Here is a 12,888-nt window from a genome sequence, read left to right on the forward strand (position 1 = left end):
TTACTTGCGCTGCGCGCGACGCGAGACCGCGAACGCGGCAGCCGCAGCGGCCAGCAGAGCGATGCCAGCAGCCCCGAGCCACGGAGCGAACTCGTCACCGGTGTTGCTCAGGCTGCCCGTCTTCGCTGGCCCGGGCTTCGGCTTGGCCGGGTCGGGCTTTGGTTCTGGCTTCACCGGGGTCTTCGATAGCGTGCTCGTGACAAGATCCGCCGACGCGCCATCGCGATCGTTCGGTCCGTACGCGGTCAGCTCGACCGTGTACGTCGTCCCAGCCTTCAGCCCGTCAAAGCGATAGCTCGTCGGAAGCTGCGCGTCACTCAATTGGCTGGCCTCGACGGCGTTCTCTGGATCCGCGTCCCCTTCGAAGAGGGCAATCACGTAGTGATCAACGGGGACATCCGATCCGGCAGCGCGCGTCACGGCAGCGGCAGCTGGGGCGTCCCAAGTGAACGTGAGTGAGTCAACGGCGCGATCCGCAGCTTTCAGGCCGGTGGGTGCCGCAGGGATCTGGGCCGGCAGCAGCTCATCAATCTTCTCCAAGAGCGCCAGCCCGTCAACGAGGCCATTGCCAAACACGTGCTCGTCAGCGAACCGCGATGCATACGGGTTCACAAGCGGAGCGCCTTCGACAGTATCGCGGGCAGTGTTGATGGTGAGATCGGTGAGTTCAGCGCCCGTCAGCTGGGGTCGATAGGAAAGCCCGAGTGCCGCAACTGCCGCTGCATTGGGGGCTGCCGCAGACGTGCCATCAAATCGGTACACGTTTTCCTCGTCTGTTTCGTTGAAGAACGTGGTCTGGGTGCCGTCAACGGCCACGATATGCGGCGTATCTACAATCTCCGGTGCGGCCAGACGCGCTGATGGCGTCGGAGGTGCCACCGGCTCGAAAAGCAGCGTGCCAGGGCCGAGCGAGGAATAGTTGCGAATGATGGTGGGGTCTTCCCAGTCCATCGCACCAACACTGATCGCTGATCCGTCAGCCGCGTGCCCGAAGAATGATTCGCCAACCCAGTCGTGGGTGTTATCGCCCATGAACTGCCGCTCAGTGATCGCTGCACCACCTTGCATAAACAGTGTGTAGAGCGCTGGCAACGGAGCCGCGGTGTCATGTCCCGAACGCACAATGACCATCTTGATGTTGGAGGCCAAGGGCAGCGTCGCTTCACCGACCAGTGTCGTGAACGGGCCGCCGATCATTCCAATCTCATCAATGAGTTCCGGCTCGGCTGCACCGTCCGTTTCCTTGTAGAACTGCACCTGGAAGTCACTCGTCACACCGAAGAGTGATTCACCAACCGCGCCATAGAAGAGCAGCTTGAATGCGTTGCCACCTGCAGCCTGCATGGTCTTGAGCGTGTCAAACCCGACCTCCGACGATTCGGAAGGGTCAAAGTCCATGCAGTCAACCCCGGCTTCTGACGCCGGAACCTGCACCTCCTCGCCGTCCTGCAGCACGGTGACTTGAGTCCACGCCGGGCATTCCATCGGCCGGTACTCGTTGGTCTGCCATGAGCTGTTTGGCAGCCCCGCACTCGGGCCAGTAGACGCTATTGCGGTCGAATTTCCTGCCGCCGTGAAGTAGGCAACATCGTAGTTCTCTTTCGCCTCCTCAACCGTGGCCGAAACGATCCCCTTTTGGTAGTAGGCCTCGGACAGGTAGGAAATGTCGTCGACAATGATGTCAGCGCCAGCTTCCACGAGCGCTTCGATGTTGAGCGCCATCCCGATCTCGCTGCTGCCTGAATCTGCGAACAGCAGCTTCGCTCCGGGGGCAATGCCGTGCACGAGCTGCGCCATCGCTCGGCCTTCATCGCTTCCATCGTCTTTCTCGTCGGACACGATCGTTACTGGTTCTTGCCAGCCGCAAGGATTGTCGGGGCCGGGCAGAGCCCCAGCCGCGATGTCTTCCGCCACCGATTTGGGTGTTTCGAGCTGCCCGAACGAGTCAGAGATGATGCCGATCGTGACACCGGTACCGTCGACGTCGTATTCACCCCTGGCGAGGTCTGCGCGCAGCGGAACGTCTGCCTCGATCGGCACGGGTCCGCACTGCTCGCCCGAGACTTGCTCCGCAGCGGTACGAATCGCGCCGTTCGCAGCGAGGCTCTCGCGCAGGCCGGCCGTTGCTGCTGCTGACCGTTCACGGCCCGCAATCGGTGCGAGGGACGGAGTAGCGCTGAGGACACCGTCAATTTCCGCAACCGCGGGAAGAGCCTCCGGCGCCACCCGAATCTCAGCAGCCGCAAAGCGTTCGACAAGCTGATCGATTTCGGCGATCTCACCGAGGGCAGCGAGCGTTGCCGCAGTCGGCGCACCGTCAAAGAACACCGTCGCGCTCACGCGCTGATCAGCGTCGAAGGACAGACTGCCGCCGCCCTCGACCGGGAGCGAGGCTGCCTCACTGATCTCTTCGGGGCTTGCTCCCCCTTCGGCAACGGCCGCAATGCGGTCGGAAAGCGTATCCAAGGTTGTCACTTCAATCGGCTCTTCTGCCGAGGCCGCAACCGAAACACCACCCATGGTGACAAGCGAGACTACGGCAAACGCCGAGAGTAAAGACGTGGATCTCAGACGCATATCTTCTCCTAAGCGCGCCCGGGGAGGCCTTTCTCCCAAGCCAGAGACGCACGGGAAAAACCTATGCCAGATTTCCCACTTTTCGTATGGATTCCTCGGTTGCTTCGCAAACTGCACGCTCGGTGCGCGGATCGTTCCAAGCTCGCACGCTGCGCCTGCTGATCCGCGCCCGCCAGCTAACGTCCGTTGCGCAGCTCCCGCGGGGCGAGGCCGTACAGCTCTTTTAGTGCCCGACGCATGCTCGCGCTCGTGCCGAATCCGGTCTGCTCCGCGATCGTCGACACGTCGACCTCGTCAAACCGAGCGTCCTGCAGCATCGACCGCGCCACGCGGGCACGCTCCCGGCGGATCTCGCCTGCAACTGAGCTCTCCACCTCAGCAAACACCGCTTGCAGCCGTCGGAGCGACACCCCAAGAAACTGCGCCACCATCTGCGGGGTCAGCTGTACTTCGGCCCGATGCTCAGCAATGTGTTGCAATGCCTTTTCCCGCAGTGCGGAACGCGGGCTACCGGCCTGCTGCGGGTCGCCCTGTCGTCCGATAATGAGCGTACCGGCCATCTCGAGCAGCATCCGGTCGACGGTGAAGCGTTCACGCTCCGAGGTGTCTTCGGTGACCGAGATGGACTGCTCGAGAAACGCCAGCATCGCGCGCTCCGAGACAGAGAGTTCGTCGAAGAGCATGACCTGGTCGATGAGCATTGGCACGTACGCGAGCAAAGCCTCTCGCGGAATGCGCAGCACGTGGAATCGCCACGGTTCAACAAATCGCACGCGGTGCGGGAGGCCGCTCGGTGCGATCATGAGCGCGCTCGAAGATCGCTGCCAGGCCCCTCCCTGCAGGTACTCAAAAGATCCTTCTTGCACGAAGACAATATCGATCGTTGGCAGGCCAGGCCGCAGCGGCCGCCGTTCGACTTCACCGCCGGTCCCCCACGCTTCGATTGCCATAAGCATGCCGAACGCGGTGACCCGCGCCTGCATGCCAAGATCTCCCCCGGCATTGCGCACGCCGGTGCGCCGTATGTCACTATCTGCGTAGTCAGTGATCGACCGCTCAGGCAGTCCTTCGATCTGAGCAGCGGTGCTCCTGTTCATGCACACAATGTATCCCGCAAATCATGTCAACGCAGCTATTGCATCTTCCCAACGGGAAACCGAATGTGAAGTGAGCGAAAAACCGGCGCCCGGCACCAGCGTCACAGCCCGTTGCCGAAGCGAATCCTCCTTTTAATACATACTCACGGCAGATCTGAGACCTGCGCCTGATTGCAACAATCGCATCAGCGCGATCAATTTCACCAGCGCACAGCGATCAAGCGCATCAGCCCTGGCCACCGCGCGACATCTGCCACAACCGGGCGAACGCCCCGCCTTCGCGCTCGCGAAGCGCTGCGGGCGCACCTGATTCCACGATCCGACCGTCCGCGCACACGACGACGGTGTCTGCACCTGCCACCTGCTCCATGTGGTGCGCGATCACGACCGCGGTGCGATCACGTGTCACCTCTGCGATTGCGCGTGTGAGCACACCGTCGGCACCCGCCTGCGACCCGGCTTCGTCGAGCACAACGACTGGCGGATCAGCGAGCAGCACTCGGGCAAGCGCAATCTGCTGTGCGTCCCGGTGACTGACCGATGAGCTGAGTGTGGCGTCGAGTCCGCGGTCGAAGCGCGCGACATCGCAACCAACGCGGGCAAGCGCTGCGACGAGCTCCGCGTCTGAGGCGTGAGGCGCTGCGATCCGCACATTGTCTGCGATGGTGCCGGAGAACAGGTATGTCTCTTGTGCGACGAGCATCACTGCGGGTCTGCCCGAGTGCATCGCCTCGCCTGCTGGGGCACCGCCGATGCTCACGGATCCGCGCAACGGATTATCAAAACCAGCAATGAGCCGCGCAATCGTGCTCTTGCCGGAGCCAGAGCTGCCGATGAGCGCAACGGTATCGCCCGCGGGAATCGTGAGCGTCACCTCTTGCAAAGCGTCACGTACAGCATCGCCGCCGTAGCGGTAGCCCACGGCCTGAAGTTCGACCGATGCATCGATGACATTCGTGAAGTCGGGGTCGCGCCTCCCGCCGGCCACCCCTGGAGTCGGCTCAGGAACCGCCTGCACCACGCCAGCGAGGCGCTGCAGCCCGGCGAGTGCACGCTGCAGATCGTCCATACTGCCGAGCAAATCACCGATGGGGCCGAACAGCCGGTGGAAGTACAGCGCGGCTGCGGTCACAGCGCCCACCGACAGCCCGGTCGTTGTCGCGAGCACGAAGCCGACAGCGAGCACCGCCGCGAGTCCAACAAACTCAGCGGCATTCAACCCACCGATGAAGATATTCCGTGCACGCGCGGTCTCCAGATGCGTGTGTACCGCCGTTTCGCTCGCGTGAGCAATGCGGTCGAGGTGCGAGTCGCGCGTACCGTAAGCCCGAACAGTATCTGCCCCTGACACCGCTTCGACAAAGACGCGGCCGCGCTCGGCCTCCTCCCGCCGCAGTCTGGCGTACAGCAGACGCGAACGGCGCATAAACACGAACGTGCTCACGACCTGAATCGGTACGGCGGCAAGCGCTGCAAGCGCGAGCCAAGGGTTGAGCAATGCGAGGCCGAAGACGGTGAGCACGATGGTGAAGAGCGAGCGTACGCAGAGTGGGATGACGCCAGAAATCGCCTCGGTGATCGCCTCGACATCATTTGTCACGCGCGAGATAAGATCAGCATCACCTGCGTCTTCGACCTGACGAAGCGGCAGCCCGAGAGCTGCAGAAAAGACGAGTTCTCGCAGTTCAGCGAGTGCTGACTGCAGGCACCGTACGAGCAAGACGCCGCCAGTACCTTCGAGCGCCGCAGCCGCGACACCAGCGCCAGCAAGCGCACCGCCAAGCCAGAGCACCTGAGAGAACGGCTCCCCCGCAACCACAGCATCGACGATCGCGCCGAGCAGTCTTGGGATCAGCAGCATCGAGGCAGTACCAGCGAGCAAGAGCACGACCGCTGGAATGAGCATCGTGCGCCGACGCCACAAGAGCCGAAGGCCGAGCCGCGCAGCAGCTCGAGTGCTCGCAGTTGGCATGAGGTTCGGTGTCGGTTTCATGCCTCCTCCTGGTCCAGCGCCAGGCGACTGGTCAGGGGAGCTCGCTGCGGGCGTCATGACGGATCCTTTGCGTGAGGTTCGTTGGAGTCTGGATTCGCGCCAGCATCTGCGCGGCCATCCACAATGCGCGAGCACGCGGCCAGGAGAATTGGGCTCGAGGTGACGACCACGATCGGCCGTCCGAGTCCGCGCAGGCCGTCAGCCACGCGCTGTTCGGTGATGGGATCCAGCGCGCTCGTTGGCTCATCAAGTACGACCACATCGGCGTCTGAGTGCAGTGCTCGTGCAAGCAGTACGCGCTGACGCTGCCCGCCAGAGAGCCGTCGACCGCCAGCACCGATTGGTGCGTCGGCATGGCCGAGGTGGTCAAGCACTTCGTCGAGTTCGGCTGCGGCGAGCGCACGGTCTGAGAGGTCGGCGGATCCGCTTCGCACCACGTTCTCCCGCAGTGTTCCGGTAAACAGCGCTGCGTCGTGCGGGGGTGCGAGCGCACAGGCTGCCATGCGTTCTGGCCCGAGTGTGCACGCATCGGTTCCGCAGAATTGTAATTCGCCTGGGGCGAGTGACGTGCGGAAGCCGAGGGCTGCTGAGATCGTCCGCGCCTCAGCTGGGGTATCAACGCGCACCCCGACCAGGCTGTCGCTCGCGTGCACCTCGAGCGGCGCTCCCTGCGGCGGCGCCCAGCTGAGCAGTACGGGTGTGTGGGCGGATCCACCAGCACTCACCCCTGTGGAGGAACCCCTGTAGGCGCCTGCGCCGAGATCCGCGTCCCCGGCCGGCAGCGCGTATCCGGTTTCGAGCAGCTCACGCAGGCGTTTGCTTGACGCCCGCTTGTGGGCCCAGTTGGCGCCGAAGGTGCCGACGTGCGCGAGCGAGCCCTGCAAGAACTGGGCGAGACCAACGACGGTGACAAGTTGCCCCGGCGTGATCCGCCCCTGAAGTGCAAGCCATCCTGCGGCGAGCGCGAGAACCGCGAGGTACACAATCGAGATGAGGGTGCTCACGGATTGATAGGTCACCAGCAGACGCGAGGCAGTGATTGCCCGATCGCGTGATGTGGTGCTCGCACGACCGTATCGACGCTGCATCTCTGCTTGCGCGCCGAGGCCGCGGATGACTCGCAACCCTGCGAGTGCGTCGGTGGCGATTTCGCTCGCGTGGCCAACGGCGGCTTGTTCGGCGGATCCGGCGCGCTCCAACGGCCGCGCCAGCCACTGCATGAGCAGCAATACGAGTACTGCGCCGATTCCGACGCCGACGCCAAGGGGTACCGAGATGATGAGCAGGGCAATGGTCGCTGACAGTACGGCGGTCACCGTCGCCGCTTGCTGTGCGATACTCCAGGCGATGCCAGCGACTCGGCCGGTGTCACTCGTCGCGATGGACAGCAGTTCGCCAGGGTGCCTTCTGCCGAGCACGCCGCGCGGATGCAGCACTCGTGACGCCGCAAGCTGCCTGAGATCGTGCTCGCCGAATCCAAACACGCTCACCATGGCGCGGGCGGATCGCTGATAGCTCAGCGAAAGCACCAGGAATGTCGCACCGAGCACACCGATCCAGAGCAGCAGTTGGGTGAGGCTGCCGGGCTCAATCGCGCGGTCGATGATGATGCCGATAAGGATCGGTACCGCGGCTTCCGCCGCCTGATGCAGCATGAGCCCAAACGTTGCCGCTGCGAGTCGTCGATCGCGACGGTCGTTCGCAAGGGCGATGCGCAAGAGGTTTGGCACACGCGGTGTACTCACGTTCTGGCCTGTTTGCCCTCGCTCAGACAATTGGGCCATGCTCAACCGACGTCTGCTGGGCGATCTCCTGAGAGATTCTGTGTCCAGTAGCCGATTGCATGATGCCGGTTCCGAGCGAGACCCAGCCGTGCACGCAGGTCTGAGCGAATGGCACGACTCGTTGCGGCTTCACATGCGATCCAGGCATACCAAGCTCGGCTTGGCTGCTGGAATTGCGCGACGGTCTTGGCGAGGGCGCTTGGCGCAACTCCGTTTCCGCTACCAATAAGCCAGGTAACCTCGACTGTTGCGTCGGTTTTGAGCGGGAGCACGTCAGCTTCGGTTGCTACTTCGACAATCGCTCTGGCATGAGCGTCTGAGGGAAGCTGTTCGAGGATTCGCCCGAGGCCTGGAAGACCAGTTGCATCAGCGACGAGCAACTGAAATTCGGTATCGTCAGCTGGTCCGTAGTACGAGGACGGTTCATCACTGCTTGTGAATACCCCTATGACATGACCAGCCTCGGCTCGAGAAGCCCAGTCAGAAGCGACCCCTCCTTCGTGAACCACGAAGTCAATGTCGAATCGTTTCCCACCGTCACGAACCGCACGCATTGTGTAATGCCGCCAGGGTGGTTCCTCACCTTCCCAGCCATGTCCGTACTCGGGTGAATTGAACGTTGCAAGCTCAGCGACGGTCTCGCCTGGACGTGGAATAGCAATGTCGACGCGCTCATCCCCGATGCCGGTCAGGAACCAACGCCACTCACCGACCGCTTCGAACTCAATGCGGCGCATGTGCGGAGAAAGCTGGGTGATGCTCACCACACGAGCCGGGGAACATGGAATAGCCATAACAAAAGTCCTGCGTAACTCTTGCAGCGCATCATGCGCTGCTGCGTGCGAATCCACGGGACGGCACATGAGTCATTCGCCTCAGTCGTTACAGCACCGCCGTGGATAGATACCCTCCAACCGTACGCAGAGCCAGTATCGCAGTACGGACATCGTGTTCCGTCTTTATGCCACCCTGACGTTGTCCTCACTCACCGGCGTTCCACAGTGCGCGATAGTAGGCGATTCGCTCGGCGTCAGGTGAGACCCCGTAGGCGTCCCAGAACACCCGTTCGTCATAGCGTGTGTAGTTCCACTCGAAGGAGAGCGTCATGACAGCGAGGTCCGCCCATCGATCCGCAGCCCCGACGCGAGCAACATCAACGTGCGCAAGAAAAGCCCCTGTCGAATCGAGCAACGTGTTTGGTGCACACGGATCCCCGTGGCACACCACCAGCTGATCAATCGAGGGCGCCTCTGGCACAGCGTCATCAGCGATTCCATCTGAAATCATGCGATGCCGAACGCCCCAGTCGAACGGGCAGTCATCCACTGGCAGCTCATGCAGCTGCCGAAGTCCAGTGCCGAGCGCACGAAGCGCCACGTTCGGGTCAGCCTGCCAACGCGGGTCAACCGCCGATACGCCAGGTAGCGCATGCGTGATCAACACTTCATCCTCGTGGGTCGCCGCGAGCGCAACAATCTGTGGCACCGGGTGAATGCCAGCGAGCCACCCCAGCCGATCAGCTTCGGCTGCGAGTGACTCCCCCGAGCTCAACGGGTTCCACTTCACAAATAGTTCGGGCGCCGCGTCCCCCGCCTGTGTTGCTCGACGCACAGCGAAGGTGAGACCACCCACCGAGTTTTCCCAGACTGGAGTCAGCCCGGGGTTGGGAATACCTTCATCGGCAAGCGCAGCGTACACACTTTCAGGTACGTCGATGGGTCCTTTGGGGGCGCCTGCAAGTTCGAGCATCCCCGCAGTGTATCTGTCACGGCTGATGCAGTGAGTAGCATGGTGCGCAGCCGTGCCAATGCTGCCGTGGCAATGACAGGGACGCAGGCACGCAGAAGGAGCTCCATTTGTTGCACGTATTTGATCTCGACGGGACGCTCCTCCGCGGCACAACCGCAAGCATCGAGATTGCGCGGACCAATGGCACACTCAGTGATCTTCACGCACTCGAAGCTGATTTTGCTGCGGGTGCGCTCGACACGAAAGGCTTCGCACAGGCAATCGGTGCGCTCTGGCGCGGGCTTGATGATGCCACCGTCGAAGCAGCATTCTGCGCTGCCCCGTTTATGTCGGGAATCGAGCGCGTGGTCGCCGATATTGCGGCACGTGGCGAACGATCTGCTCTCATCACCATGACTCCGACATTTTTTGCGGATCGCCTTTCCAGGTTCGGCTTCGACCACATCGCAGGCTCAGTGTTCCCCTCGCTCCCCCTGGTGCAGGCACCGAACCCTGATCGTATCCTCGTACCCGAGTCGAAGGTACACATCACTGACGACTTGCTCGCACACTATGGTTTCGATCGTTCGAGTTGCATGGCCTACGGCGACTCACTGTCAGACATGCCACTGTTTGCCACGCTCACCCGCACGGTCGCGATCAACGCAAGCGAAGCGCTGTGCGCACGCAGCAGCATGCAGTATCGCGGCAATGACCTGTGGGAGGCATACACAGCGGCGCGCAATCTGACCGCTTGGCCGAATTAGTAAACGGTCATACACTAATGTGATGGCGCGACCACGAACATCCTCCACAGACGAGATCATCTCGCGCATCGCGCTTTTCCTTGCCGAACGCGAGTGGCCAACCGCGACCTGGAGCCTCGCCGAAATCTCACCGGCCGCAGGCCTGAGTCCGGCCGGACTCATGAAACGTTTTGGCTCACGCGATGGCATCCTTGATGCGCTCGGCTCCCACTGGCTCGCACACATCCCCGAGCAACCCCGTTCCGGTGCAGACCCGGTGAGCGAGCTTCGCACGTTTCTCCTCGACACATTTGCAGCACCCACGGCGGTTGCAGCCACAGCGAGCCTCACCGAGCTCCTGCGCGACAGCTCACGTCCGACCGCAGCAGCAACCCTGCGCGAGGGCCAGGCTCGTCAAGCGCGATATGTGGCCCAGCTGCTCGCACTCGCGGATCCACCACTGCGCATCCCAGCAGCCACGGCGGCCGAGCTATTGCTCGACGCTTGCTCCGGCATACTCCTCAGAACCGCAAGCGGCGATACAACCTCAGTAGTGCACACCCTCGACACCTGTTTGGAGCTGTTCAGAAAATGACAACACGCACCTGGCACGGACGTGCCTTTCTTGGCATGAGTCTCGACGGATTCATCGCAGGTCCTGACGGCGACCTCTCATTTCTCGAATCCGCCCCTGGCGCAGGTCAACATGTCACCGTCGAGAGCGCGCACCCCGCATTCACTTGGGAGACATTCTTCCCCACCATCGACACCCTCGTGCTCGGTCGCACCACCTACGAAAAGGTGCTGACGTTCGGCGACTGGCCATACGCCACATTGCGAGTGTTTGTGCTCAGCACAACGCTCACAACAGCCGACGAACGAGTGACCGTTGTGCGCTCGCTCGCCGAATTGCACCAAGCACTCGATGCCGCTGGCGCGCGTGAGGTGTACATCGACGGCGGCCGCACGGTGCAGGCCTGTCTCGCACTCGGGTTGATCGACGAACTCACCGTCTCAATTCTGCCGATGGTCATCGGCGGCGGATCACGACTCTTTGGCGACGGCGATCAGGCAGAACTCGCGGTCAGGGGCACCCACGTTGCAGCGGATGGCCTCGTGCGGATCACCTATCGCGTACTGCGCTCCTCGCACGCTTGAGCGCTCGGCGGGCACACTCGAGTGCCTGCCGAGCGTTTTCCGCTTTCCGCTTTCCAGATTTTGCGCGCAACCGGATATGCAATAATCGCCCCATGCAGTCGTTGTCGCGCCTTCCGCACTTGGTGCGCGGATCGAGCGCAGCTGCGATTGCGACGTTTGCGGCACTTTTCTCGCATGTGCTCGGTGGCGGCGCGATGCCTGGACCGCTCGGAATTGTAGTCCCGCTGCTGCTCTCACTGATGGTGTCGGTTCTGCTCGCTGGACGAAAACTTTCGCTGATACGCCTCTCTGTGTCTGTAGTAACGAGTCAGATACTGTTCCACTCGTTGTTCGTGCTCGGCACGCCAGCTTCCGGGGCAGCTTCGCAGAGCGAACCTCCCAGCCCTCATCACGCACACGGGATGATGCCGATGCCGATGCCGATGCCGATGCCGATGCTTTCTGAGCACTCAATGACTCAGATGCACAGTGGCTTTGAAATGTGGATCGCACACCTTGTCGGTGCGGTTGTGACCATCGCGTTCCTCTATCGAGGCGAGCGAGCCATCCACCATCTGCATCGAGTCACGGAACAGTTCATTGCTTGGGTGCGGCACCGCTTCACGCCGACCATTCAGGTTCCTGCACTCTGGGCACCGGCCCCTGCACCGGTACAACCGGCCGAAGCCAAGGGCTGGACGGTGCTGTCCCAGATTCACGCTTCGACGCTGAGCCGTCGTGGTCCGCCGGCTGTGCACCGGATCGCTTCATAGCTCTCTACGACAGATTCATCGTTTGCGTGGAGAGTGGCTTACGTCTGCCTGTCGCGAATTGAGAGCTGCGGAGCTGGAGTGTCTGTCGACGCTTCAGCGCGCCAACACAGCGTCGCAATAGCTTGAGCCTGAGCTTGAGCTTGAGCAGACCATCAGCGATCCGCCCACCCACACATCCTCAGTCATGTGTATGACGCGTGCCAGCCCGCAAGAGCTGACAACGCCTGTGCAGGCGACCCCATTTCGCTCAGCCGGGTCTCGCACGGCACACACCTTGCTCGGTGCATACGATGCGCCGAAACACACGAAAGATATTCGAGAACGCAAAATGAATCTCACCACATCATCACGACGCCCGTTCATGCTTACTGGTGCAGCTGCACTCGGCGCGATCGCGCTTGCGCTTGGCGGCGCGACAGCAGCTAGCGCCCACGTCGGCGCCACCACAGACACCAATGAAGCAGGCTCGTACACGGTCGTGTCTGTCAGCGTCCCCCACGGGTGCGACGTCTCACCTACGACGAAGGTCGCACTCAAAATTCCTGCTGGCATTAACGCAGTGACGCCAACCCGGAACGCTTTCTACACTGTAGAGAAAGTCATGGAGGCGTTGGATACCCCGCTCACTGACAGCCACGGGAACGAGGTAACCGAACGAGTCGCGGAGGTCGTTTACACTGCGACCACACCGCTACCCGCTGATCAGCGTGACGTTTTCGAACTGTCGTTGCAGCTTCCTGAGGACGCAGCCGGTGAAGTCTTGTACTTCCCGACCGTTCAGACCTGTGCAGAAGGAGAATCAGCGTGGGTGCAGATTCCTGCAGACGGGCAGGATCCGCACGAGCTTGAACTCCCAGCGCCGAGTTTCGAGGTAGTTGCGGCAAGCGCTGACGGCCACAGCGGCCACGCTTCCGGGTCAGCTGCTGCAGATAACGCCGACGAGGCCGCAAGCGGCAGTCAAACGCCGCTCGTGATCACCTCGCTCATCGTCGGCGCGGCCGGACTCGTCGCCGGCGTGATCGCCCTCATCCGCGGCCGCAAGCAGGCGTGAAA

General features: G+C 62.2%; 11 protein-coding genes. 5 read left to right on the plus strand and 6 right to left on the minus strand.

What is annotated here, in order from left to right; translation table 11 throughout:
• From ICM05_RS07360 to ICM05_RS07385, 6 genes are all read right to left on the minus strand, one after another.
• Positions 1-2,577, minus strand: coding sequence for a S8 family serine peptidase (locus ICM05_RS07360; protein WP_188023925.1), 2,577 nt, complete (start codon positions 2,575-2,577; stop codon positions 1-3).
• A gap of 176 nt (positions 2,578-2,753) precedes the next feature.
• Complete coding sequence (locus ICM05_RS07365) at positions 2,754-3,674, minus strand: helix-turn-helix domain-containing protein (protein WP_188023926.1); 921 nt, start codon at positions 3,672-3,674, stop codon at positions 2,754-2,756.
• A gap of 226 nt (positions 3,675-3,900) precedes the next feature.
• On the minus strand, positions 3,901-5,667 hold the full coding sequence (locus ICM05_RS07370) for an ABC transporter ATP-binding protein (RefSeq protein ID WP_188023927.1): 1,767 nt from the start codon (positions 5,665-5,667) through the stop codon (positions 3,901-3,903).
• Between the two features lie 53 nt (positions 5,668-5,720).
• The gene (locus ICM05_RS07375; protein WP_215401757.1) at positions 5,721-7,412 is read right to left on the minus strand and encodes an ABC transporter ATP-binding protein; all 1,692 of its coding nucleotides are present in this window, start codon (positions 7,410-7,412) and stop codon (positions 5,721-5,723) included.
• A 41-nt stretch (positions 7,413-7,453) separates the two neighbouring features.
• Complete coding sequence (locus ICM05_RS07380; protein WP_188023929.1) at positions 7,454-8,245, minus strand: siderophore-interacting protein; 792 nt, start codon at positions 8,243-8,245, stop codon at positions 7,454-7,456.
• Positions 8,246-8,432: 187 nt separating this feature from the next.
• Positions 8,433-9,200, minus strand: a complete 768-nt coding sequence (locus ICM05_RS07385) for an aminoglycoside 3'-phosphotransferase (protein ID WP_188023930.1) — start codon at positions 9,198-9,200, stop codon at positions 8,433-8,435.
• A gap of 107 nt (positions 9,201-9,307) precedes the next feature.
• Here ICM05_RS07385 and ICM05_RS07390 point away from each other — a divergent pair, with 107 nt between their 5' ends.
• The 5 genes from ICM05_RS07390 (at position 9,308) to ICM05_RS07410 (ending at position 12,886) form a co-directional block, all read left to right on the plus strand.
• Positions 9,308-9,946, plus strand: coding sequence for an HAD family phosphatase (locus ICM05_RS07390; protein WP_188023931.1), 639 nt, complete (start codon positions 9,308-9,310; stop codon positions 9,944-9,946).
• Positions 9,947-9,968: 22 nt separating this feature from the next.
• Positions 9,969-10,520, plus strand: a complete 552-nt coding sequence (locus ICM05_RS07395) for a TetR/AcrR family transcriptional regulator (protein WP_188023932.1) — start codon at positions 9,969-9,971, stop codon at positions 10,518-10,520.
• Entirely contained in the window at positions 10,517-11,083 is a 567-nt protein-coding gene (locus ICM05_RS07400; protein WP_188023933.1) for a dihydrofolate reductase family protein, read from the plus strand. The genes ICM05_RS07395 and ICM05_RS07400 overlap by 4 nt, the downstream gene beginning before the upstream one ends.
• Before the next feature lie 92 nt (positions 11,084-11,175).
• Positions 11,176-11,835 (plus strand): hypothetical protein, encoded by a 660-nt coding sequence (locus ICM05_RS07405; RefSeq protein WP_188023934.1) that lies wholly within the window; start codon positions 11,176-11,178, stop codon positions 11,833-11,835.
• A 328-nt stretch (positions 11,836-12,163) separates the two neighbouring features.
• Positions 12,164-12,886: a YcnI family protein gene (locus tag ICM05_RS07410; RefSeq protein WP_188023935.1), complete on the plus strand. Its 723-nt coding sequence runs from the start codon at positions 12,164-12,166 to the stop codon at positions 12,884-12,886.
• Positions 12,887-12,888 lie beyond the last annotated feature (2 nt).

Origin of the sequence: Leucobacter sp. cx-42, assembly GCF_014529985.1 — a bacterium.
Classification (GTDB): Bacteria; Actinomycetota; Actinomycetes; order Actinomycetales; family Microbacteriaceae; genus Leucobacter.